The organism is Burkholderia sp. PR2 (assembly GCF_052372875.1).
GTDB classification, from domain to species: domain Bacteria; phylum Pseudomonadota; class Gammaproteobacteria; order Burkholderiales; family Burkholderiaceae; genus Burkholderia; species Burkholderia diffusa.
The window spans coordinates 1,600,168-1,623,772 of sequence record NZ_JBQRWH010000001.1 but is presented as its reverse complement, the minus strand read 5'-3'; the positions used below and the strand labels follow the sequence as shown (position 1 = coordinate 1,623,772).

The 23,605-nt window shown below is 65.6% G+C and carries 22 protein-coding genes; 15 read left to right on the top strand and 7 right to left on the bottom strand.

The genetic code is table 11. The features are described from left to right. Positions 1-68 precede the first annotated feature (68 nt). On the bottom strand, positions 69-1,808 hold the full coding sequence (locus tag ACT2FV_RS07050) for a S53 family peptidase (protein WP_124621204.1): 1,740 nt from the start codon (positions 1,806-1,808) through the stop codon (positions 69-71). A gap of 700 nt (positions 1,809-2,508) precedes the next feature. Between ACT2FV_RS07050 and ACT2FV_RS07045 the strand changes: the two genes are divergently transcribed. Genes ACT2FV_RS07045 through ACT2FV_RS07035 form a run of 3 tightly spaced genes read left to right on the top strand, consistent with a single transcriptional unit; the run spans position 2,509 to position 3,691 of the window. Then, positions 2,509-2,832 (top strand): ArsR/SmtB family transcription factor, encoded by a 324-nt coding sequence (locus ACT2FV_RS07045; RefSeq protein ID WP_151050426.1) that lies wholly within the window; start codon positions 2,509-2,511, stop codon positions 2,830-2,832. Continuing rightward, complete coding sequence (locus ACT2FV_RS07040; protein WP_444503526.1) at positions 2,832-3,263, top strand: SRPBCC family protein; 432 nt, start codon at positions 2,832-2,834, stop codon at positions 3,261-3,263. Before ACT2FV_RS07045 ends, ACT2FV_RS07040 begins: the two co-directional genes overlap by 1 nt. Beyond that, positions 3,260-3,691 (top strand): DUF1801 domain-containing protein, encoded by a 432-nt coding sequence (locus tag ACT2FV_RS07035; RefSeq protein WP_444503525.1) that lies wholly within the window; start codon positions 3,260-3,262, stop codon positions 3,689-3,691. Before ACT2FV_RS07040 ends, ACT2FV_RS07035 begins: the two co-directional genes overlap by 4 nt. Before the next feature lie 122 nt (positions 3,692-3,813). Here ACT2FV_RS07035 and acnA read toward each other — a convergent pair whose 3' ends face one another. The 5 genes from acnA to ACT2FV_RS07010 all read right to left on the bottom strand — a co-directional run bounded on the left by acnA (position 3,814) and on the right by ACT2FV_RS07010 (position 11,250). Then, a complete protein-coding gene (acnA, locus tag ACT2FV_RS07030; RefSeq protein ID WP_444503524.1) occupies positions 3,814-6,531 on the bottom strand; it encodes an aconitate hydratase AcnA in 2,718 nt (905 codons plus the stop codon). A gap of 336 nt (positions 6,532-6,867) precedes the next feature. Then, complete coding sequence (locus ACT2FV_RS07025) at positions 6,868-8,319, bottom strand: bifunctional 2-methylcitrate dehydratase/aconitate hydratase (RefSeq protein ID WP_444503523.1); 1,452 nt, start codon at positions 8,317-8,319, stop codon at positions 6,868-6,870. Positions 8,320-8,341: 22 nt separating this feature from the next. Further along, a complete protein-coding gene (locus ACT2FV_RS07020) occupies positions 8,342-8,851 on the bottom strand; it encodes a hypothetical protein (protein WP_124621213.1) in 510 nt (169 codons plus the stop codon). 223 nt (positions 8,852-9,074) lie between these two features. Then, a complete protein-coding gene (locus tag ACT2FV_RS07015) occupies positions 9,075-10,079 on the bottom strand; it encodes an HpcH/HpaI aldolase/citrate lyase family protein (RefSeq protein ID WP_444503522.1) in 1,005 nt (334 codons plus the stop codon). Positions 10,080-10,263: 184 nt separating this feature from the next. Continuing rightward, positions 10,264-11,250 carry a malate dehydrogenase gene (locus ACT2FV_RS07010; RefSeq protein WP_044843799.1) on the bottom strand — a complete coding sequence of 329 codons (987 nt, stop codon included), beginning with the start codon at positions 11,248-11,250 and terminating at the stop codon, positions 10,264-10,266. Positions 11,251-11,538: 288 nt separating this feature from the next. Between ACT2FV_RS07010 and ACT2FV_RS07005 the strand changes: the two genes are divergently transcribed. The 7 genes from ACT2FV_RS07005 (at position 11,539) to gltA (ending at position 17,461) form a co-directional block, all read left to right on the top strand. Continuing rightward, on the top strand, positions 11,539-12,363 hold the full coding sequence (locus ACT2FV_RS07005; protein WP_082728923.1) for a GntR family transcriptional regulator: 825 nt from the start codon (positions 11,539-11,541) through the stop codon (positions 12,361-12,363). Between the two features lie 170 nt (positions 12,364-12,533). Next, on the top strand, positions 12,534-12,950 hold the full coding sequence (gene sdhC / locus ACT2FV_RS07000) for a succinate dehydrogenase, cytochrome b556 subunit (protein WP_059601793.1): 417 nt from the start codon (positions 12,534-12,536) through the stop codon (positions 12,948-12,950). 4 nt (positions 12,951-12,954) lie between these two features. Next, the gene (sdhD, locus tag ACT2FV_RS06995; protein ID WP_006399546.1) at positions 12,955-13,323 is read left to right on the top strand and encodes a succinate dehydrogenase, hydrophobic membrane anchor protein; all 369 of its coding nucleotides are present in this window, start codon (positions 12,955-12,957) and stop codon (positions 13,321-13,323) included. A gap of 3 nt (positions 13,324-13,326) precedes the next feature. Continuing rightward, positions 13,327-15,102 carry a succinate dehydrogenase flavoprotein subunit gene (sdhA, locus tag ACT2FV_RS06990; protein WP_151052550.1) on the top strand — a complete coding sequence of 592 codons (1,776 nt, stop codon included), beginning with the start codon at positions 13,327-13,329 and terminating at the stop codon, positions 15,100-15,102. A 21-nt stretch (positions 15,103-15,123) separates the two neighbouring features. Further along, positions 15,124-15,825, top strand: a complete 702-nt coding sequence (locus tag ACT2FV_RS06985) for a succinate dehydrogenase iron-sulfur subunit (protein WP_011658352.1) — start codon at positions 15,124-15,126, stop codon at positions 15,823-15,825. An 8-nt stretch (positions 15,826-15,833) separates the two neighbouring features. Continuing rightward, positions 15,834-16,106 (top strand): FAD assembly factor SdhE, encoded by a 273-nt coding sequence (locus ACT2FV_RS06980; protein WP_011355742.1) that lies wholly within the window; start codon positions 15,834-15,836, stop codon positions 16,104-16,106. A gap of 53 nt (positions 16,107-16,159) precedes the next feature. After that, a complete protein-coding gene (gene gltA, locus ACT2FV_RS06975; protein ID WP_050011289.1) occupies positions 16,160-17,461 on the top strand; it encodes a citrate synthase in 1,302 nt (433 codons plus the stop codon). A 91-nt stretch (positions 17,462-17,552) separates the two neighbouring features. On the opposite strand, the gene ACT2FV_RS06970 is transcribed toward gltA, so the two are convergent. Continuing rightward, complete coding sequence (locus tag ACT2FV_RS06970; protein WP_151050116.1) at positions 17,553-18,518, bottom strand: helix-turn-helix domain-containing protein; 966 nt, start codon at positions 18,516-18,518, stop codon at positions 17,553-17,555. Positions 18,519-18,590: 72 nt separating this feature from the next. Between ACT2FV_RS06970 and ACT2FV_RS06965 the strand changes: the two genes are divergently transcribed. From ACT2FV_RS06965 to ACT2FV_RS06945, 5 genes are all read left to right on the top strand, one after another. Beyond that, complete coding sequence (locus tag ACT2FV_RS06965; RefSeq protein WP_124628513.1) at positions 18,591-18,980, top strand: VOC family protein; 390 nt, start codon at positions 18,591-18,593, stop codon at positions 18,978-18,980. Positions 18,981-19,092: 112 nt separating this feature from the next. Then, the gene (locus ACT2FV_RS06960) at positions 19,093-20,346 is read left to right on the top strand and encodes a DUF1479 domain-containing protein (protein ID WP_444503521.1); all 1,254 of its coding nucleotides are present in this window, start codon (positions 19,093-19,095) and stop codon (positions 20,344-20,346) included. A gap of 228 nt (positions 20,347-20,574) precedes the next feature. Then, positions 20,575-21,333, top strand: coding sequence for a dimethylarginine dimethylaminohydrolase family protein (locus ACT2FV_RS06955; protein ID WP_444503520.1), 759 nt, complete (start codon positions 20,575-20,577; stop codon positions 21,331-21,333). 101 nt (positions 21,334-21,434) lie between these two features. Next, a complete protein-coding gene (locus tag ACT2FV_RS06950; RefSeq protein WP_059524722.1) occupies positions 21,435-21,899 on the top strand; it encodes an Lrp/AsnC family transcriptional regulator in 465 nt (154 codons plus the stop codon). Between the two features lie 111 nt (positions 21,900-22,010). Continuing rightward, the gene (locus ACT2FV_RS06945) at positions 22,011-23,528 is read left to right on the top strand and encodes an amino acid permease (RefSeq protein ID WP_301845673.1); all 1,518 of its coding nucleotides are present in this window, start codon (positions 22,011-22,013) and stop codon (positions 23,526-23,528) included. Positions 23,529-23,605: the final 77 nt, after the last annotated feature.

The window sequence follows — 23,605 nt, the reverse complement described above, 5'->3', positions numbered from 1 at the left end:
TCGCTGCCCGAGAGTTTCCCGGCCGGCACACGGCAAACGACCGCCGCGCGCCAGCCTTCGCATCACGCTCAGAAGCCGCCCGTCTGGATCAGCTTGTTGAGGTTCGCGATGTTCAGGCTGCCGAAGCCGGTCGTCAGATCCCAGCCGGTGCCTGCGTTGTAGCCGTACCCCTGATAGCCGTTGTTCCCCGACACGACGTCATAGCGCACGAGCGACGGGTTCGACGGAATGTCCGCATAGAACTTGCCGGCCGGGAAGCCGAGACCCGTGCCGTTCGCCGCGAGCAGACGCGCCCAGAAACCGGTGAAGATCGGCGCGGCGAGGCTCGTGCCGCCGATCTGCTGCAGCTGGCCATAGTTGTAGATGTACGCGCCCGTGCTTTGCGCGGCGTCGAACGACACGTCGGGCAACTGACGATTGCTGCCCGACTGCCACGCCGGTGCCGGCAGGACCGTGCTGACGCCGCCGCCCGTGGCCCACAGCTTGCCGTTCCCGTCGAGGCCTTCGTTCCACACCGTTTCGTTCGAGAATGCGCCCGCCGACGTGCTGTACAGCGTCGTGCCGCCGATCGCGAGCACGTGCGGCGACGCGGCCGGCCACGACACCGTGTAGTTCGCGCCGTCCGGATAGCCGCGGTTGTTGCACTCGTACACGCCTTCGTCGCCCGACGATACCGAGAACGTCTGGCCCTGCGCGGCAGCCGTCGTGAAGATCTGCTCCTCGGCGTCGATCGTGCCGTCCGCGTTCGCGTCGGTTTCGCACCAGCCGAGCGACACGTTGATCACCTTCGCGGTGTTGTCCGACACCGCGCGGTTGAACGCTTGCGTGAGGCCCGTGTTGCCTGAGGCGTTCAGGTCCGCCATGTAGAACACCAGCTTGCCGACCTGGCCGCCGGCCGAGCCCACGATCGACTGGCTGTCGAGATCCCATTCGCCCTGGCCGTCCTGGTCGTCGCTGTAGCTGCCGCTCGTGCCGGTGCCGTTGGTCTTGACGGTCTGGGTCGTGACCGTGCCGTAACCGTTGCTCGACGTGAACTGCTTCAGGTCCTGCAGTGTCTGCGACACGCCGCCGATCGTGATGATGCCGACGGTCACGCCGGCCGCGGTCGGCACGCCGGTCGCGTTGTAGAGGCCCGGGAATTCCTTCGGATAGTGGCCGGTGGCCGTGCCGGCCGCGAGCGCCTGCGGCTTCGCCACGTTGCCGATGCGCAGCATCGGATGCGCACGCGCGACGTTCTGCAGCCCGAGCACCGAACCGACGACGTCGCCGAGCGCGCGTGGCACCTGTGCGGTCGATGCGTTCGCGAAGCCCGAGCGGCCCGCGTACTGGAAGTGCACGAGCGACGTGTTGAACGCGGTCTTCACCGTTCCTGCCGTGCCGCGCGCGGACACCAGCAGCCGGTTCGGCGCCACTTCGATGTTCACGAAGCCGCTCTTGCGCAGATAGTCGACGACCGACTTCACCTGCGCGTCGGTCGGCGCGTAGCTGGCGAGGAACTGCTCGTGCGTCAGGTACTGGCGGTAATGCGCGTTGCCGGGCCGGTTCACGTCGTGCGCGAGCTGCTTGAGCTGCGCGGCATTGCGCAGCTTCAGGCTGACGACGACGTCGGTCGTCTCGCCGGCCGCGAGTTCGAGCGACGGCGCCGCGCTGCGCGCCATCAACTGCGGGCCGGTCAGAAAGGCCTTCGTGTGGGTATCGACCCAGTCCGTCGTCGCGTGTGCGGCGCCGGCGGCGAGCACGAGCGGCCACACGCATGCAAGGCGGCGGGGCGACGGAAGGGGCAGGGCAAACCGGGCGTTCCTTTTCATCGGGAGTCCTTTTTAGGAGAGGCGACGTTGCTGGAGCCCCCGGCCCTTGTGGGGCCGCGAGCGGTGACGAGCGTAGGGCGTCGGTGCGGTTCCGGTAGCTGCCAGTTTCCATAGCTGTCAGTTCTGACATCGGCGTGTTCGCGCGCATGCGCCGGCGTCGTCGGTACACGCGGCATCGATGCCGGCAAAAGGAACCGGTTCGCGACGCGATCGCGCTGCGGTCGACGACGTTTGCACGCATGACTCGTACGTTGCGGTATCGGAATGCGCGCGATTGCGGAGCGAATCGCCGCGAGAGCGCTTCGCGTGCGATCGGGCGCGGGTGCGCCGCGCGTTGCACTATGTGGTCAGGCGTCGCCATGATGGCAACGCGACGCCGCCGCGACGCGCGGATGCACAAAAAAGGGGCCGGTCGATCGCGAGCGTTTCCCGAACTGTGGAACAGCCCGTAGCCGAGTCTTGCAGCGTGCTTTCGGTTCGCGGGTCAGGTGAGCGGATTAGAGGAAATACTCGAATGCGGGCGATGGCGCCGACTCGGCGCGCGCCGGATGTCCATCGCGAGCCGGTTCGTTGCCGCGCGGCTCGCTCCGGCGAACGAGCGCGCTGCGGGATCGAACGATGTCGCCGCGAAACGCCTCCTTGACGCGTTTCGTTCGGCGGCTATTCTTCAATCCATAACCATCGGGTTATTGATTCGAACATGCAAAGCGCTCACGACCTGCTTTTCAGGACACTTGCCGATCCGACGCGCCGCGCGCTCTTCGAGCGGCTGTGCGAGGAGGGCGAGTTGACGGTCGCCGCGCTCACGGCCCATGCAGGCGTGTCGCAGCCGGCGGTATCGAAGCATCTGGGCGTACTGAAGCAGGCCGGGCTCGTGAGCGACCGTCACGAAGGCCGGCAGACGCACTACAGCGCGCAGCCGCAGGCGCTGACTCCGTTGATCGACTGGACCAGCCAGATGGCCGGCTTCTGGCAGACCCGGTTCGACGCCCTCGAAGATCTGCTCAAAAGGATGGATCAGTAATGAACCAGGCCACTACCGAAACGCGCTCCGTCGTCGTCGAACGGGAGCTGTCGCATCCGCCGGAGAAGATCTGGCGTGCGCTCACGCAACCGCACCTGATCGAGGCGTGGCTGATGCAGAGCGACTTCGAACCCGTCGCGGGCCGCGCGTTCAGCTTCCGCGCGGACTGGGGTTCGGTCGACTGCACGGTGCTGACGATCGAGCCGCAGCGCGTACTGTCCTATACATGGGCCGCGTATGGCCTGGAAAGTGTCGTCACGTGGACGCTCACGCCGACGCCGGGTGGCACGCTGCTGCGCATGGAGCAGGCCGGCTTCCGCGCGGATCAGGAACAGGCGTATCGCGGTGCGCAGCACGGCTGGGTGCGGTTCTTCGAATCGCTCGAACAGCTGCTGGCGCGGCCCGATGGCGAATCGGAGGCCGGGGCATGAGCGCATCGGACCTGGAGCCGTCGGCACGCATCGACGCGCTGATCGCGGGAATCACCGACTGGCGAGGCAAGACGTTCGCCGAGCTGCGCGAGACGATCCTTGCTGCCGAAGACGGCATCGTCGAGGAATGGAAATGGATGGGCAGCCCGGTGTGGTCGTGCGACGGGATGATCGCGGTCGCGAATGCGCACAAGGGCAAGGTGAAGCTGACGTTCATGCACGGCGCACAGCTGCCCGATCCTGGCGGGCTGTTCAATGCGGGCCTCGAAGGCAATGCACGGCGCGCGATCGATTTTCTCGAAGGCGACCGGATCGACAAGCGGGCGCTGAAGGCCCTCGTGCGCGCGGCGATCGAATACAACCGCACCCACCTGAAGAAGAACACGCGAGGAGCGGGAGCGAAGGCGCGCGGCGACAAGGCGGCGTGACACGCCGGACACGCGACGGCATCGCGTAGCGAGCAGGCAAAAAAAGCCCGACACGAGGTCGGGCATCCAAATCGGCCGCAACCGCCCGCGAGGCGGCTGCGGCACCTGCAACGGCAGGGCGCTTACGCTGCGAGCAGCGAGCGCAGCACGAACGGCAGGATACCGCCGTGCTTGTAGTAGTCGACTTCGATCGGCGTATCGATGCGCAGCAGCACCGGTACGCGGGTCGCTTCGCCGTTCTTGCGGTGGATCACGAGCGTGACGTCCTGCTGCGGCTTGAAGTCGTCGCCGAGGCCTTCGATGTCATAGGTCTCCTCGCCGGTGATGCCGAGCGACTGGACGCTGTCCGAGCCCTTGAACTGCAGCGGCAGCACGCCCATGCCGACCAGGTTCGAGCGGTGGATCCGCTCGAAGCTGCGTGCGATCACGGCCTTCACGCCGAGCAGTTGCGTGCCCTTCGCGGCCCAGTCGCGCGACGAGCCCGTGCCGTACTCTTCGCCCGCGAACACGACGGTCGGCGTGTCGGCCGCGACGTACTTCATCGCCGCATCGTAGATCGACAGTTGTTCGCCGCTCGGTTGATGAATCGTCAGGCCGCCTTCGACGCGCGTGCCGTCGGCCTTCACCGGGATCATCAGGTTCTTGATCCGGACGTTCGCGAACGTGCCGCGCATCATCACGTCGTGGTTGCCGCGGCGCGAGCCGTAGCTGTTGAAGTCGGCCTTCTGCACGCCGTTTTCCTTCAGCCACTTGCCTGCCGGCGAGTCTTCCTTGATCGAGCCTGCCGGGCTGATGTGGTCGGTCGTGACCGAGTCACCGAAGATGCCCAGTGCGCGCGCGCCCTTGACCGTCGGGATCGAATCCGCCGGCTCCATCGAGAAGTCGTTGCCGAAGAACGGCGGCTCGGCGATGTAGGTCGACTTCGGCCAGTCGTAGACCTGGCCCGTTTCGCCCTCGATCTTGCTCCAGAGGTCGCCCTTCTTGGTCAGCTTCGAGTAGTTGTCCTCGAACTTCTTCGGGTCGAGCGCGAACTTGAGCAGCGCGTGGATTTCATCGCTCGTCGGCCAGATGTCGCCGAGGTAGATGTCGTAGCCGTCCTTGCCCTTGCCGACCGGCTCGGTCATCAGGTCGCGCGTGATGTTGCCGGCGATCGCGTAAGCGACGACCAGCGGCGGCGACGCGAGGAAGTTCGCGCGGATGTTCGGGTGGATACGCGCTTCGAAGTTGCGGTTGCCCGACAGCACCGCAGCCGCGACGATGTCGTTCTTCGTGATCGCTTCGTTCAGTTCCGGCGTCAGGTCACCCGCGTTGCCGATACAGGTCGTGCAGCCGTAGGCGGCGACTTCGAAGCCGAGCTTCGCGAGGTAGGGCAGCAGGCCCGTCTTCGTCAGGTATTCGGTGACGATGCGCGATCCCGGCGCGAGCGACGTCTTGATGTGCGGCGCGACGGTCAGGCCGGCTTCGACGGCCTTCTTCGCGAGCAGGCCGGCGGCCAGCAGCACGCTCGGGTTCGACGTGTTCGTGCACGACGTGATCGCGGCGATCAGCACGTCGCCGTTCTTCACGTCGACGCCGTTGCTCGTCGTGTACTGCGCGTTCAGGTCGTCCGCCTTCTTCGCGAAGCCGTTTTCCGCGACCGGCTTCGAGAACAGGTCGGTGAACGTCGACTTGACGTTGCCGATCTCGATGCGGTCCTGCGGGCGCTTCGGGCCGGCCAGCGACGGGGCGACCGTTGCCAGGTCGAGCGTCACCGTCTTCGTGTAGTCGATGTCGCCGGCCTTCGGAATGCCGAACAGCTTCTGTGCCTTGAAGTAGTTTTCGAACGCGGCGATTTCGGCCTTCGTGCGACCGGTGCCTTCGAAGTACTCGATCGTCTTTTCGTCGACCGGGAAGAAGCCCATCGTCGCGCCGTATTCCGGCGCCATGTTGCCGATCGTCGCGCGGTCCGGCAGCGACAGCGACTTCGTGCCTTCGCCGAAGAACTCGACGAACTTGCCGACGACCTTCTCCTTGCGCAGCATTTCGGTGATCGTCAGCACCAGGTCGGTGGCCGTCACGCCTTCGCGCAGCTTGCCCTTCAGCTCGACGCCGACGACGTCCGGCGTCAGGAAGTACACCGGCTGGCCGAGCATGCCGGCTTCCGCCTCGATGCCGCCCACGCCCCAGCCAACCACGCCGATGCCGTTGATCATCGTCGTGTGGCTGTCCGTGCCGACGAGCGTGTCCGGGTAGTACACGGTGTCGCCGCCGTCCGTCTTCTTGTGGACGCCGCGCGCGAGATACTCGAGGTTCACCTGGTGGACGATGCCGACGCCCGGCGGCACGACCTTGAACGTGTCGAACGCCTGCATGCCCCACTTCATGAACTGGTAGCGCTCGTTGTTGCGCTGGAATTCCAGCTTCATGTTCAGGTCGAGCGCGTCCTTCTGGCGGAAGTAGTCGATCTGGACCGAGTGATCGACGACGAGATCGACCGGGACCAGCGGCTCGATCTTCTTCGGGTTCTTGCCCGAACGCTCTGCCACACCACGCATGGCCGCGATGTCGGCGAGCAGCGGCACGCCCGTGAAGTCCTGCAGCACGACGCGCGACACCACGAACGGAATCTCGTCGACGCGCTTCGCGGTCGGCTTCCAGTTCGCGAGCTGCTCGATGTGTTCTTCGGTGATCTTCTTGCCGTCGTAGTTGCGCAGCACGGACTCGAGCACGATACGGATCGACACCGGGAGGCGCTCGATCTTCGTCTTCAGTTCCTTGCCGAGCTGCGGCAGCGAGTAGAACTTGCCTTTGCCGGAACCGCTGTCGAATTCCTTGAGGGTCTTGTGGAGATTGTGGGCCATGGTGATTTTCCTGGGTTTAAGGCTAGGAAACAAAGAGTCCTGTAGATGACCTGGGGGCTGTTTGCGGATGAAACGGACATGCGTTGCCCCGAGAAAGGCCGCTCGCGAGGACTGCGACGCAGCGAACACTGGACGCATTCGCAAGGAGCGTGACGCAGCGAGCGGCCTGTCTCGGGGCAACCCCAAATTTAAACTTTATTCCACGGGAATGCCCCAAATCGGCCGCATGACGGCGTCGTTCGTCACTTGTTTGGCACGGCCAAACGGCGCTCATCACTTCTTGTCCTGCGGCCGATTTGGGGCATTCGCATGTCCGTTTCATCCGCAAACAGCCCCCTATATCACATACAAGTCGACGTACTCATCGACCGGCATCGCTTCGAGCTTTGCCTGGTCCAGCGACGCGTCGAGAATCGCTTGTTGCTGCTTTGCCGGGAAGCGCCGGGCGAGGTTGGTCCTGAACTTCTCGACCAGGAGCGGGATGCCGTCCGCACGGCGTCGCTGATGACCGATCGGGTATTCGACCGCCACTTCGGCAAGCTTCGACCCATCCGCGAATTCGATCGTCAGCGCATTCGCGATCGATCGTTTGGCCGGGTCATGGTAATCCTTCGTGAACTGCGGATCCTCGACGCACACGGTTTTTGCGCGCAGCGCGTCGATGCGCGGATCGGCGGCGACCGTGTCTTCGTAATCGGCCGCGGTCAGCCGGCCGAACAGCAGCGGCACGGCGACCATGTACTGGATGCAGTGGTCGCGGTCGGCCGGATTGGAGAGCGGACCCTGCTTGTCGATGATGCGGATCGCGGCCGCGTGCGTGCGGATCGTGATCCGGCTGATCTCGTCGGTCGTGCGGCCCGCCGCGGCGAGCTGCGCGTGCAGCTTCAGCGCGGCCTCGGCGGCCGTCTGCGCATGGAATTCGGCGGGGAACGCGATCTTGAACAGCACGTTCTCCATCACGTACGTGCCGTACGGGCGCTGGAAGCGGAACGGCTGCCCGTCGAACAGCACGTCGTAGAAGCCCCAGGTTTTCGCGGTGAGCGCCGACGGGTAGCCCATTTCACCCGTTTTCGCGATCAGCGCGAGGCGCACCGCGCGGGACGTCGCGTCGCCGGCTGCCCACGACTTGCGCGAACCGGTGTTCGGCGCGTGGCGGTACGTGCGCAGCGCCTGGCCGTCGACGAATGCGTTGGATACCGCGTTGATCAGCTCGTCGCGCGTGAGTCCGAGCAGGCGGCCGACGACGGCCGTCGACGCGACCTTGACGAGCAGCACGTGGTCGAGCCCGACCGCGTTGAACGAATTTTCGAGTGCGAGGCAGCCCTGGATCTCGTGGGCCTGGATCATCGCGACGAGCACGTCGCGCATGGCAAGCGGCTTCCTGCCGGCCGCGACGGCCGTGCGGGACAGCCAGTCGGCAGTCGCCAGAATTCCGCCGAGGTTGTCCGACGGATGCCCCCATTCGGCGGCGAGCCAGGTGTCGTTGAAGTCCAGCCAGCGGATCATCGCGCCGATGTCGAAAGCGGCCTGGACGGGATCGAGCTGGAAGGACGTGCCGGGCACCTTCGCGCCGTTCGGCACGATCGTGCCGGGCACGACGGGGCCGAGCAGCTTGGTGCAGGCAGGGTAGGACAGCGCCTCGAGTCCGCATCCGAGCGTGTCGATCAGGCAATGACGCGCCGTCTCCAGCGCGAGCGCGCTGTCGATTCCGGTGTTCAGCACGTAGTCGACGATATCGACGAGTACCGTATCCGGAGCAGGGCGGACGTTGGAGACCGGGGCGGACATCGAGGGGCCGGGGGAAACGTGCTTAGTTCGTTGCCGGCTTCAGCTCGTTCGACTGCGTCGGTGCCGGCGTGCCTTGCGCCATTTCCGACGTCACGCACTCGTCCGCGAGGCGCTCGCCGCCGTTCGCGTCGGAGAACAGCATCGCCTTGCTCGGAATCACGACCAGCTTGAAGCCAGCTGCCGGATCGTAGAACGTGTCGGCGCCCGTCGTCGTGGCCTGACGCGGCAGCTTGTAGTTCTTCTTCGCCCAGTGAACCGTGACGACCTGGTCGCGCTTCATGTCGCCGGCGAGGTCGAACGACAGACCTTCCTTACAGGCCCACTTGACCGCGCCGTCCGGTACCGGATCGACCTTGGCAGCGGCACGCGCCTGCGCCTTCTTGCTGCGCGGGATGATGCGCTTGGCCGGCGCCGGGCGCTTGGCCGTCTTCTTCGCGGTCGTCGCCGTATCCTGGGCGAACGCGCTCGGAGCCGACACCAGCATCGTGGCGGACAACGCGCCGATGGCGGTAGCGATCAGGAGTTTCTTCATGGAGTCAGAACCTTTCGATAATCAGTTGACAAGGGCCGGCGGCAGACACCGTCGGCCGGTTTGAAACTGCACGCGCCCCGGAAGCGCGCAGCGGCCGCTATTTTCACCTATTTGGCCGCGCATATTTCAGGTTTTCGGGCTCCGTTACGTTTTTTGTCGTTTCGCAAACCTGTCGCGGGTTCACGCTCCGGTGATTCGATGAAATGCGTGTGTCGGCGCGCGCTCACCGCCCGTCTCCCGCGGCCGGGCCGAACAGCGGCGCAGCCTCGGCCGGCACCGGCTGGCCGGTCGCCCGTGCGCGGCGCAGCACCGACCAGTAATAGCGGTAGCTCGCGCGGTCGTGCAGTGTATCGCCGTGGCGCGTCGGGCCCCAGTTTGCGGCCTGCGCGGCCAGCAGGATCTCGGCGGCCAGTGCGACTTCATCGGTGCGCGGCGCGAATGCGTCGACGATCGGGCGGATCTGCGCGGGATGGATGCTCCACATCCGCGTGAACGCGAACTCGTCGCGCGCGCGGGCCGCGTCGCCGGCGACGACGGCCATGTCGCGCACTTCCGTCGTCACGTTGTGCGACGGCGTCTTGCCGTGCGCGTGGCAGGCCGCGGCGATTTCCAGCTTCGCGCGGCGCACGAGCGGGTGGTCGAACTGGCCGGGCGAGCGCATCGCCGCATCGGGAATCGCGCCGTGATGCGCGGACACGAAGTCCATCAGCCCGAAGCTGAGCGTGCCGACCAGCGGCAGCGCGGCGAGGCTGGCCGCCTGCGCAAGCGCGCCGTGCGTCTCGACCAGCACGTCGACCGGGATCGGCTGCGCGAGGCCGAGCTCGCGGCGCGTGCCTTCGATGAACGCGATCATCTCGGCCGCGTCGGCGGCGCTCGCGATCTTCGGCAGCGTGACGTAGGCCGGCGCGCGCGCGGCGCGCAGCACGATGCGCACGTCGTCGCGCCAGTGGGGGTGGGAAAAGTCGTGGATGCGGACGCCGACACGCCCGAAGCGGTTCTCGGCGCTGCCGAGGAATTCGGCGACGAGTTCCGCGTGCGCGGCTTCCTGGCCGACGGCCGCGCCGTCCTCGCAGTCGAGCGTGATGTCGAACACGGGGCCGAGTTCGGCCTGGAGCGCGAGCGACTTGCGCATCAGCTTCTCGCTGCCCGCGTAGTGATCGCAGCAGGGCAGGATCGCGGGCGGGGACGCCCCGTCGTACAGCACTTGTGCAGGAGTGAGCGCGGACATCTCTTCTACGTCAAGGAGGCGGGCAACGTGGAGAAAATCGGATTCGGGCGCGTTCTGGGCCGGCGCGCGGGGCGCCTGGAGCGGCAAAACGTGCCCGGATCGGATCGGGCGGCGGGGCCGGCTGCCGGCCCGCCGCCCGTGCCGTGACCGGGCCGCCCGGAGGCGGCCAGGCCGTGCAGTCTGCTTAGTTCTTCAGCAGGTGGGCGACGCCATCGCGCTCTTCGAGCAGCTCGGCCAGCGTGCCGTCCATCTTCTCGCGCGAGAACGCGTCGATTTCCAGGCCTTCGACGCGCTTGTACTCGCCGTTTTCGCACGTGACGGGCACGCCGTAGATGATGTCTTCGGGGATGCCGTACGAGCCGTCCGACGGGATGCCCATCGTGACCCACTTGCCGTTCGTGCCGAGGACCCAGTCACGCACGTGGTCGATCGCCGCGTTCGCTGCCGACGCTGCCGACGACAGGCCGCGCGCTTCGATGATCGCCGCGCCGCGCTTGCCGACGGTCGGGATGAACGTGTCGCGGTTCCACACGTCGTCGTTGATCAGCTTCAGCAGCGACTCGCCTTCGACGGTCGCGAAGCGGAAGTCGGGGTACATCGTCGGCGAGTGGTTGCCCCACACGGCGAGCTTCTCGATCGATGCGACCGGCTTGCCCGACTTCGCTGCGAGTTGCGACAGCGCGCGGTTGTGGTCGAGGCGCAGCATGGCCGTGAAGTTCTTCTTCGGCAGATCCGGTGCCGACTTCATCGCGATGTACGCGTTGGTGTTCGCCGGGTTGCCGACGACCAGCACCTTCACGTCGCGGCTCGCGACTTCGTTCAGCGCGGCGCCCTGGACCGTGAAGATCTCGGCGTTCGCCGACAGCAGGTCCTTGCGCTCCATGCCCTTCGAGCGCGGACGTGCACCGACCAGCAGCGCGACGTCTGCATCCTTGAATGCAACCTTCGGATCGTCGGTGATCACGACGCCCGCGAGCAGCGGGAACGCGCAATCGTCGAGTTCCATCACGACGCCTTTGACGGCGGCTTGGGCTTGCGGGAGGTCGAGCAGTTGCAGGATGACCGGCTGGTCCTTGCCGAGCAGGTCGCCGTTCGCGATGCGGAACAGCAGGGAGTAAGCGATTTGACCTGCGGCGCCGGTGACGGCAACGCGCTTTGCGGGCTTAGCCATTGAAAATCTCCAGGACGGGTGAAGCGGTGGACGCTAGGCAAAACGCCATTCTATGCGCGTTACGCGTAGCGTTGCATTGAAGCAGGGCGGAGGACTCGCGAAAGGCAGACGCGGTGAACCTGGAGACGGCCGTGGCACGTAGCCGGGGACGCGTTTTGCACCCGCGAACCCTTGCTCGCCCCGGAGTGTAGGAGCCGACGGGCCCAAAGTCAAACGGTATCATATGTCTTATATAAGACAGATGTTTTGCGGAATTTGAGTGGACGGAAAAGCGCGGTTTGTGATGAAATGCGCGCCATGACATCGAACCAGGCGAACAACGCGAATCCGACCGGCGCAGGCGGCCCAGGGCAGCCGGGCGCGGCCGATTCCGTGCCGGCGCCTGTCGCGTCGCCGTCGCCGACCTTCAGCCCGTTATACCAGCAGATCAAGTCATTGATCACGCAAAGCCTGGAGTCCGGCGAGTGGAAGCCGGGCGAAATCATTCCGAGCGAAGTGGAGCTCGCGGCCCGTTACAAGGTCAGCCAGGGCACCGTTCGCAAGGCGATCGACGAACTGGCTGCGGAAAACCTCGTGGTCCGGCGGCAGGGCAAGGGCACGTTTGTTGCGACGCACAACGAAGATCGCGCGCAGTTCCGCTTCCTGCGTCTGCTGGCCGACGACGGTGCCGAGCATCCGCACGTGAGCCGCCTGCTCGAATGCCGACGCCTGCGCGCGCCGGCCGAGATCGCGCGGCAACTCGAGCTGAAGCCGGCCGACCCCGTCGTGCAGGTGCGCCGCCTGCTGGAGTTCGAGAACGAAGTGACGGTGCTGGACGAGATCTGGCTGCCGGGCGCGATGTTCCGCGGGCTCACGTTCGAGCGGCTGAGCGAGTACAAGGGGCCGCTCTACGCGATGTTCGAGACGGAATTCGGCACGCGGATGATCCGCGCGACGGAGAAGATTCGCGCGGTGGCGGCGGAGCCGGCGGTGGCCGACCTGCTGCACGTGCCGGCCGGTTTTCCTTTGCTATCGGTCGAGCGCGTGTCCTATACATACGGAGACCGGCCGGTGGAAGTGCGACGCGGCTGGTATGTCACAACCGGGTATTACTATCAGAATGACTTGAGCTGACGACGTATCGGCACAAGCAGCGTGTGCGCGTACTCCCCATGTTCGCGTAGCACGTTTCGGGCCGCCTTTATTCCCGTTCGCGTAATGATCCAGAGCAGACTTTCGCTGCAGCGCGATATAAAAAGGCGCTAAAATCGCGGATTAGTGTGACAACATAGTAGGGGTCTAGCATGACTGACGCAGTAAGAAAGCCGAGGCCGGAATACCGGAACATCGGATTCGGCGATATCACGATGAAATATCGCATGCCCTTGGCGGCGATATTGTCGATCCTCCATCGAGTCAGCGGCGCGCTGCTGTTCCTGTTCCTGCCGTTCCTGCTGTTCCTCTTCGACCAGAGTCTCACCTCCGAGCTCAGCTTCGAAGTCTTCAAGGCTTTCCTCTCCAACATCGTCGTCAAGCTGATCGTCCTCGCGCTGTCCTGGGCGTTCCTCCACCATTTCTGCGCCGGCATTCGCCACCTGCTGATGGACGTCAACCACGACGCCGTCTCGAAGGAAGGCGGCAAGCGGACGGCCGTCGTCGTCTTTGTCGTCTCGATCGCCCTGACGATCGCCATGGCACTCAAACTGTTCGGAGCATTCTAAGAAAATGGCAGCCAATAACCGAATCGGCTCGAAGCGCCTCGTCGTCGGCGCTCACTACGGCCTGCGCGACTGGCTCGCGCAGCGCGTCACCGCCACGATCATGGCGGTCTACACGGTCATTCTGCTCGTCCTGTTCTTCGGCGCGCACGACTTCTCGTACGAAGGCTGGGCATCGATCTTCTCCGCGCAATGGATGAAGCTCGCGACCTTCGTGACGCTGCTTTCCCTCTTCTACCACGCATGGGTCGGCGTGCGCGACATCTGGATGGACTACGTGAAGCCCGTCGGTGTGCGCCTGCTGCTGCAATCGCTGACCATCGTCTGGCTGCTCGCATGTGCGGGCTACGCCGCGCAGATTCTCTGGAGAGTGTAAAGAATGGCTGCAATCAAAACTTCCCTGCCGCGCCGCAAGTTCGACGTGGTGATCGTCGGCGCGGGCGGCTCGGGCTTGCGCGCAGCGCTGCAACTGTCGCGTGCGGGCCTGTCGGTCGGCGTGCTGTCGAAGGTGTTCCCGACCCGTTCGCACACGGTGGCCGCACAGGGCGGCATCGGCGCGTCGCTCGGCAACATGAGCGAAGACAACTGGCACTTCCACTTCTACGACACGATCAAGGGTTCCGACTGGCTCGGCGACCAGGACGCGATCGAGTTCATGTGCCGCGAAGCACCGAACGTCGTGTACGAACTGGAACACTTCGGCATGCCGTTCGACCGTAACGCGGACGGCACGATCTACCAGCGTCCGTTCGGCGGCCACACCGCGAACTACGGCGAGAAGCCGGTCCAGCGCGCGTGCGCGGCCGCCGACCGTACCGGTCACGCGCTGCTGCACACGCTGTACCAGCAGAACGTCGAGGCGAAGACGCAGTTCTTCGTCGAATGGATGGCGCTCGACCTGATCCGCGACGCGGAAGGCGATGTGCTCGGCGTGACGGCCCTCGAGATGGAGACGGGCGACGTCTACATCATGGAAGGCAAGACGACGCTGTTCGCGACGGGCGGCGCAGGCCGGATCTTCGCGGCATCGACCAACGCGTTCATCAACACCGGCGACGGCCTCGGCATGGCTGCACGCTCGGGCATCGCGCTGCAGGACATGGAGTTCTGGCAGTTCCACCCGACCGGCGTGGCCGGCGCGGGCGTGCTGATCACCGAAGGCGTGCGCGGCGAAGGCGGCATCCTGCGCAACGCGAACGGCGAGCGCTTCATGGAACGCTACGCCCCGACGCTGAAGGATCTGGCGCCGCGTGACTTCGTGTCGCGTTCGATGGACCAGGAAATCAAGGAAGGCCGCGGCGTCGGTCCCAACAAGGACCACGTGCTGCTCGACCTGTCGCACATCGGCGCCGAGACGATCATGAAGCGTCTGCCGTCGATCCGCGAAATCGCGCTGAAGTTCGCGAACGTCGATGCGATCAAGGAACCGATCCCGGTCGTCCCGACGATCCACTACCAGATGGGCGGCATCCCGACCAACATCCATGGTCAGGTCGTCGGCACGTCGCGTGGCCACAAGGATCCGGTCAACGGCTTCTACGCAGTGGGCGAGTGCTCGTGCGTGTCCGTGCACGGCGCGAACCGCCTCGGCACGAACTCGCTGCTGGACCTCGTGGTGTTCGGCCGTGCGGCCGGCAACCACATCGTCGAGCACGTGAAGAACCAGAAGGAACACAAGCCGCTGCCGGCCGATGCAGGCGAATTCTCGCTGGCGCGTCTGAACAAGCTCGACAAGTCGGCCTCGGGCGAGTACACGCAGGACGTCGCCAACGACATCCGCGCGACGATGCAGAAGCACGCAGGCGTGTTCCGCACGTCGGCACTGCTGAAGGAAGGCGTTGATCAGATGGCCGGCCTGAAGGCGCGCGTGGAAAACATCCACCTGAAGGACAAGTCGAAGGTGTTCAACACCGCGCGCGTCGAAGCGCTCGAGCTGGAGAACCTGATCGAAGTCGCGCGCGCGACGATGGTGTCGGCGGAAGCGCGCAAGGAAAGCCGTGGCGCGCACGCACACAGCGATTACGAACACCGCGACGACGACAACTGGCTGCGCCACACGCTGTGGTACAGCGAAGGCGATCGCCTCGACTACAAGCCGGTTCAAATGAAGCCGCTGACGGTCGACTCCGTGCCGCCGAAGCCGCGCACGTTCTAAGCCGAGTCAAAGGAATCCGAAATGGCAAAACGCATTTTTGAAGTCTACCGCTACGATCCGGACAAGGACGCGGCGCCGCGCATGCAGACGTACGAGCTCGAGATCCAGCATGAGCGCATGCTGCTCGACGCACTGGTCAAGCTGAAGGCCGTGGACGAGACGCTGTCGTTCCGCCGCTCGTGCCGCGAAGGCGTGTGCGGCTCCGACGCGATGAACATCAACGGCAAGAACGGTCTGGCGTGCCTGACGAACCTGAACGACCTGCCGCAGAAGATCGTGCTGCGTCCGCTGCCGGGCCTGCCCGTCGTGCGCGACCTGATCGTCGACATGACGCACTTCTTCAACCAGTATCACTCGATCAAGCCGTACCTGATCAACGACGCGCCGCCGCCGGAGAAGGAACGCCTCCAGTCGCCGGAAGAGCGCGACGAGCTTGACGGCGTGTACGAGTGCATTCTGTGCGCGAGCTGCTCGACGTCGTGCCCGAGCTTCTGGTGGAACCCGGACAAGTTCGTCGGCCCGGCCGGCCTGCTGCAGGCGTACCGCTTCATCGCGGATAGCCGCGACACGGCCACCGGCGAGCGCCTCGACAACCTGGAAGACCCGTACCGTCTGTTCCGTTGCCACACGATCATGAACTGCGTCGACGTTTGCCCGAAGGGCTTGAACCCGACGAAGGCGATCGGCAAGATCAAGGAACTGATGGTTCGTCGCGCGGTTTGACGTTTGTGATGAGCGACGATTCGCATCAATCCGACCCGCACCGTCGCGCGCGCCTCCGCTGGCGCGCGCGGCGGGGTCTGCTGGAAAACGACATCATCTTTGAGCGTTTCTTCAGCAGATACGAGCATGACCTCACCGATGCAGACGTAGGCGCGTTGTCGCGCCTGCTCGATCTGAGCGACAACGACCTGATGGACTTGCTCCTCGCGCGCAAGGAACCAGAAGGCGACCTAGACAGCCCGGACATTCACCGGCTGTTGGAGATGCTGCGCAACGTGTAACGCGTTACGCCCGTTATCGAATCCCGTTTCTTTATTTCGATTGAGGATGTGCCATGACTCCGTCTGATGTTAAAGCCACGCTATCGTTCAGCGACAACTCGCCGAGCGTCGAAATGCCGATCTACAAGGGTACGATGGGCCCGGACGTGATCGACATCCGCAAGCTGTACGGCCAGACCGGTAAGTTCACGTACGACCCGGGCTTCATGTCGACGGCAGCTTGTAATTCGGCGATCACGTACATCGACGGCGACAAGGGCGAACTGCTGTACCGCGGCTACCCGATCGACAACCTCGCGCAGAACGCAGACTTCCTCGAGTCCTGCTACCTGCTGCTGAAGGGCGAACTGCCGAACGCGGCGCAGAAGAAGGAATTCGTCGACACCGTCACGAAGCACACGATGGTGCACGAGCAGATGCACTTCTTCTTCCGTGGCTTCCGCCGCGACGCGCACCCGATGGCGGTGCTGGTGGCGGCCGTCGGCGCGCTGTCGGCGTTCTATCACGACTCGCTCGACATCAACGATCCGCGTCACCGCGAAGTGTCGGCGATCCGCATGATCGCGAAGCTGCCGACGCTCGTCGCGATGGCGTACAAGTTCAGCATTGGTCAGCCGTTCGTTTATCCGAAGAACGAACTGTCGTACAGCGCGAACTTCATGCACATGATGTTCTCGAACCCGTGCGAAGAGTACAAGGTCAACGACGTGCTCGTTCGCGCGCTCGACCGTATCCTGATCCTGCACGCCGATCACGAGCAGAACGCATCGACGTCGACGGTCCGCCTGGCCGGCTCGTCGGGCGCGAACCCGTTCGCATGTATCGCTGCCGGTATCGCATGTCTGTGGGGCCCGGCGCACGGTGGTGCGAACGAAGCCGCGCTGAACATGCTCGAGCAGATCGGTTCGCCGGACAACATCCCCGAATTCATCAAGCAGGTGAAGGACAAGAATTCGGGCGTGAAGCTGATGGGCTTCGGCCACCGCGTGTACAAGAACTACGACCCGCGTGCGAAGCTGATGCGCGAAACGTGCTACGAAGTGCTGAACGAACTCGGCCTGCACGACGACCCGCTGTTCAAGCTCGCGATGCAGCTCGAGAAGATCGCGCTGGAAGACGAATACTTCGTGTCGCGCAAGCTGTACCCGAACGTCGACTTCTACTCGGGTATCGTCCAGCGCGCGCTGGGCATCCCGACGTCGATGTTCACGTGTATCTTCGCGATGGCACGTACGGTCGGCTGGATCGCACAGTGGAACGAAATGATCGCGGATCCGGAACAGAAGATCGGCCGTCCGCGTCAGCTGTTCATCGGCGACACGCCGCGCGAAGCGAAGCCGCTCAACGCACGTTAAGTCGTGCGCGGCGCGAACGGCCGCAAGGCCGCTAGCGCCGGGCAATCGCAACGCCCCGACACCCCGGTGGGTTTATCCCGCCGGGGTGTTTTCATTTGTGCTCCGGATTCGCGCGACGCTCCAGCGACGGCGGCCGCGTGTCGAGCGCCGGCGCGTCTTCGTCGGGCGCGTGGCCGTGCTGCAGGAAGAACTGCCGGTACGCGCCCGGCGTCATTCCGCGCGCGGCGAGGAACTGGCGGTTGAAGTTCGCGGCATTCGGAATGCCGCAGCGCGCGGCCACTGTCGCGATCGGCCAGTCGGTACCGACGAGATGACGGCACGCGTGCGCAAGCCTGAGCCGTTGAACGTAGCGGCCGACGCTTTCGCCGAGATGCCGGACAAACAGGCGCTGCAACGTGCGCTCGGACATGTGCGCGGCAGCGGCGAGCGCATCGATGCGCAGCGGTTCGTGGAAGCGCCGGTCGATCGCATCGAGCACGCGATCAAGGCGCTCGGCTTCGGGCGCGGCCGCGTCGGCGCGCGGTGTCGTGCCGTCGGGCCGGCCGTACGCATGCGCGGTGGCGAGCGGCTCGCCGCCTGCTTCCGCGAGATCGGCGAGCGTGTCGAGCGCGGCTGCGAGTCGTACACGCGGAGCGGGATCGAGCAGCTGCGGCAGCCGTGCGCGCATCGCGCGGGCCGTGTTGGTGTCGAAGCGCAGGCCCGGCGCCGCGCGCCGTAGCAGCGAGCGCAGCGGCGCGTATTCGGGGCAGCAGTCGGCGAGCCGTCGCACCCAGTCGCCGTCGAACCAGACGACGAGCGCGACCTCGGGCGCATCGCGATCGATGCGCGCATTTGACGACCAGGTGTGCGGCAGGTTCGGCGGCACGAGCACCAGATCGTCGTCCGCGTAGCGCGCGACATGATCGCCGATGAAGCGCTGGCCGCGGCTGTTGAGCGTCAGCGTCAGTTCGTATTCCGGGTGGCGATGCCATTCGAACGGGATGCGCGCGAGCTGGCGGTGATACACGCGGATCGAACAGCCGGTGGCGAACGTCACATGCTCGTATTGCGGCTTCATCGCGATCTCCGGTCGAGCGAGGCAACGCGCCGTGGCATGATCGTGATCGATCGTCACGACGGGAGCGATGCCATGTTTTCACATGTTTGCGTAGGCGTCAGCGATACCGCGCGCGCGTACGACTTCTACGCGCCGCTGTTCGCGGAACTCGGGCTGCGTCTGAAGTTCAGCGAGCCGGACGGCTGGTCGGGCTGGATGCCGGCCGATACCGACCGGCCGCTGTTCTTCTTCGGCCCGCCCCTCGACGGCCTCGCGCCCGAACCGGGCAACGGCCATACGATCGCGTTCGCCGCTCCGACGCGCGCGCAGGTCGACCGCTGTCATGCGCTCGCGTTGCAGCAGGGCGGCTCCTGCGACGGGCCGCCGGGCCTGCGGCCACACTATCACCCCGACTACTACGGCGCGTATTTCCGCGACCCGGACGGCAACAAGCTGTGCGTGGTCTGCCATCGTCCCGAGTAGCGAGTCATTGTCAGGATTGTATCGATAGTTGACCGGATAGTGTCGATGACGGCGACGTGTCGGCCGTACGCTGAATGCTCACCACGACACACGATTCAGCGAGGAGACGACGATGCACCTGACGATTGACGATCTGCCGGCCGCGATCCGCACGGCAAAAAGGGCGCTGCGCGCTGATTTGCCCGGTTACGCGGCCACGTTCCGCGAGCTGGAGGGTGACATCGCTCGGCAGGTCGACGCGATCCGCCGCGCGCACGCGCAAGGCCGCGACGTGATTCCGGTGCTGCGATTCGCGGATATCGCGAACGGCACCGTCGATCCGCAGGCGGTCGGCGCGATCCGTACGCATGGCGCGGCGGTGATCCGCGGTGTGTTCGACGCGCAGCAGGCGCGCGACTGGAACGACGAGATCGGCGCCTATCTCGATGCGAACCGCTTCGCCGAGCGGCTGCATGCGCGTGCCGAGGACCGTTATTTCGGCAATCTCGCGTCGGGCAAGCCGCAGATCTACGGCGTCTACTGGTCGAAGCCGCAGGTGGCGGCGCGCCAGTCGCCGGCGCTCACGCAGGCACGCGTGTTCCTGAACCGCCTGTGGCGTCATGCAGACGGCCTGCGCAGGCATTTCGATCCCGACCAGGTGCCGGCCTACGCGGACCGGATCCGCCGCCGGCCGCCGGGCTCGACGTCGCTCGGACTGTCGCCGCACGTCGACGGCGGTTCGGTCGAACGCTGGCTCGGCGCGAATTTCCGGCAGGTCTATCGCCACGTGCTGGCCGGCCGCTGGCGCGATTACGATCCGTTCGACGCCGCGTTCCGCCCCGACGTCGAGGAAATTCCGTCGCCGGCCGTGTGCTCGATGTTCCGCACGTTCCAGGGTTGGACCGCACTGACGCCGCAAGGGCCCGGCGACGGCACGCTGCAGCTGATCCCGGTCTCGAACGCAATGGCGTACGTCGTGCTGCGTGCGCTGCAGGACGACGTCGCCGACGACGACCTGTGCGGGGCGCGTCCGGGGCGCGCGCTGTCGATCTTGCCCGAATGGCATGCGCTGCTGCTCGACGCGCAGGTGCCGATCCCGCACATGGAGCCGGGCGATGCGGTGTTCTGGCACGGCGACGTCGTGCATGCCGTCGAGGATGCGCATCGCGGCAGTGGCGACAGCAACGTGATGTACATCGCGGCCGCGCCCGGTTGTGCGAAGAACGACGCGTACCTGCAGCGCCAGCGGCTCGCGTTCCTGCGCGGCGACAGCCCGCCCGATTTCCCGGCTGATCATTTCGAGGTCGATTTCGACGGACGAGGCGGCGAGGGCAATCTGACGGCGCTGGGGCGTGCGCAAATGGGGTTCGTGCCTGTCGCTGCATAACGGACGCAGCGGACGAGTCAGCCGCTCCGCTACACGCGTAGGGCGCGTTTGCGCCGCGCACGCCAGCCGTCTGCCGAATCCGCTGCGTCCCGCTTGCAATTCGACGTGATCGGCTGCGTGCACGCCCGAATTCGACGCGAATTGCGCAATTTGGCTTCCGATAATGGTCCGGACACAACGCAGCTGCCCCGTGCGCCGCACGGGGGCAGCGTGACCATGGAGGAGTCGATGCAATTCACGCAAGCGATCGTTCGCCGTCCCGCGCCGTCCTGCGGCGCGGGTCTCACCACCGCCGCGCTCGGCGCGCCCGACTACGACAAGACGCTCACGCAGTTCCACGCTTACTGCTACGCGCTGCGCGGCCTCGGCGTCGAACTGACCGAACTGCCGCCGCTGGAAGCGTTCCCCGATTCGCACTTCGTCGAGGACGTCGCCGTCGTCACCCCCGAATTCGCGGTGATCACGCGCCCCGGAGCACCCGCGCGGCGCGGCGAGACGGCACACATCGAAGCAGCGCTCGGCGCGCATCGCGATCTGCTGCCGATGCAGGCGGGCCGCCTCGACGGCGGCGACGTGATGCAGGTCGGCAAGCGCTTCTACATCGGCCTGACGGGCCGCACCGATGCCGAGGGCATCGCCGCGTTCGAGTCGCTGGTGTCGCGCTACGGCTATGCCGTTGTCGCGGTGCCGGTCGGCGCCGGCCTGCATCTGAAATCGGTGGTCAACGCGCTCGGCGACGACACGCTGCTCGTGACCGAGGCGCTGGCCGAGCATCCGGCGTTCGCCGACTACCGCCGGATCGCCGTCTCGGCCGCCGATGAATACGCGGGCAACACGTTGCGCGTGAACGGCACGCTGATCACACCGGCCGGCTATCCGCGCGTGCACGACGCGATCGGCTCGCTCGGACTGCCGCTGCATGTGATCGACACGAGCGAGTTCCGCAAGATGGACGGCGGCCTGACCTGCCTGTCGCTGCGCTTCTAGCCGATTGGCGCGCGGCCGCTTCAGCCGGATAATGTGGCCCCCGCGCGGAACTGGAGGAGATGCTCCGCGCACCAGCCACGACCCGACCGGAGCGAACGCCGATGACCGACAAGAAGATGCAGCTCGACAAGATCGACCTCCGGATCCTCGACATCCTGCGCACCGACGGACGGATCTCGTACCGGAAGCTGTCGGAGCTCGTGAACCTCACGCCGCGTCCATGCCAGGCCCGCGTGGAGCGGCTCGAGGCGCTTGGCGTGATCGAAGGCTATCGCGCGGTGATCAAGGCGCCGCGTGCGACCAAGCCGATCGTCGTGATCGCGCAGATCGTGCTGGCCGACCACGGGCGTTCGCAGGCGCCGTTCGAGGACGAGATGCGGAACAACCCGGCGGTGCTCGACTGCTGGCTCGTCAGCGGCACGTTCGATTTTCTGGTGCGGCTCGCATGCGAGGATCTCGACGAATACCGGCGGATCGCGAACATGTGGCTGGAGAGTCAGCGGTTCCGGATCGAGAAGATCGTGACGACGGCCGAGTTGCAGGCGATCAAGCGCAGCGTCGTCTGACTCGGCCGTGCGGCCCGGCGTGCAGGACCGGTTTTCGACGCGAATAACCGGGCCAATCGATTGGTATTCCGAATCAATCGGAGCGGCCCGAATCCAATCAGGGTGAACACTATGGATGCTTTGCAAGCGGCAGTGGAGACGGCCGCGCCGTCCGGGACGGCGCTGAAGCGCCGGCTGCAGAGCCGCCACATCGCGATGATCGCGATCGGCGGCTCGATCGGCACGGGGCTGTTCGTCGCGTCGGGCGCGTCGGTCGCGCAGGCGGGGCCGGGCGGCGCGATCGCCGCGTATGTCGCGATCGGGCTGATGGTCTACTTCGTCGTCACCGGGCTCGGCGAAATGGCGGCGCTGATGCCGGTGTCGGGCTCGTTCGCGATCTACGGCGAGAAGTACGTCGACGAAGGCTTCGGCGTCGCGCTCGGCTGGACCTACTGGTACAGCTGGGCAGTGACGATCGCGATCGAACTCGTCGCCGGGCAGATCGTGATGCGCTACTGGTTTCCAGCCGTGCCGGGCGTGTGGTGGGGCGCGGGGTTCCTGGTGCTGATTTTCCTGCTGAACACGCTGTCCGTGCGCGGCTTCGGGGAATCCGAATACTGGTTCTCGCTGATCAAGGTCGTCACCGTGATCGCGTTCATCGCGGCGGGGTTGCTGATCGCGGCGGGCCTGCTCGGCAACGGGCATCCGGTCGGCTGGCGCAACTTCAGGACCGGTGATGCGCCGTTCGTCGGCGGCGTGCACGCGATGATGAGCGTCGCGCTGATCGCGGGCTTCTCGTTTCTCGGCACCGAGCTGGTCGGCATCACGGCCGGCGAATCGGAAAACCCGCGCAAGACGATCCCGCGCGCGGTGAAGCAGATCTTCTGGCGGATCATGCTGTTCTACGTGCTCGCGATCTTCGTGATCGGCCTGCTGGTGCCGTACACCGACCCGAACCTGCTGAAGAGCGACGTGACCGACATCGGCGTGAGCCCGTTCACGCTCGTGTTCAGCCATGCGGGCTTTCCGCTCGCCGCGGGCGCGATGAACCTCGTGATCCTGACGGCCGTGCTGTCGGCAGGCAACTCCGGCACGTATGCGGCCACGCGGATGCTGTACAACCTCGCGGCGGAAGGCCGTGCGCCCGCGATGTTCGCGACGCTGTCGCCGGGCGGCGTGCCGCGCAACGCGCTTTACGCGACGATGGCGGTGGGCGGGCTGTGCTTCCTCACGTCGCTGACCAACAACCAGCGCATCTATCTGTGGCTGCTCAATACGGTCGGCATCACCGGCTTCATCGCGTGGCTCGGCATCGCGGTCTGCCACTACCGGTTCCGCAAGGGCTTTCTGAAGCAGGGCTACCGGCTCGATCAACTGCCGTATCGCGCGAAGTGGTTCCCGTTCGGGCCGCTGTTCGCGATCGCGATCTGCATCGTGATCTCGCTCGGGCAGGATTACCAGGCATTCTTCGCCGCCCGCATCGACTGGATGGAAGTGTTGTCGATCTATGTATGGATCCCGCTGTTCGTCGCGATCTGGTGGGCGTATCGCCGCGTGCGCAAGAGCCGGCTCGTGCGGTACGAGGAGATGGAGATCGGGCCGTGGCTGACGCGCCCGGTCGGCGACGCGGAGGAAACGCGCGAGCGGTAGGCGCGCGGCGCATCGTGTGCGTGCGGCCGCGGGCCGGGATACCATCGCGTTCGCGCTGCGTGTCGGAGAGGGCCTCC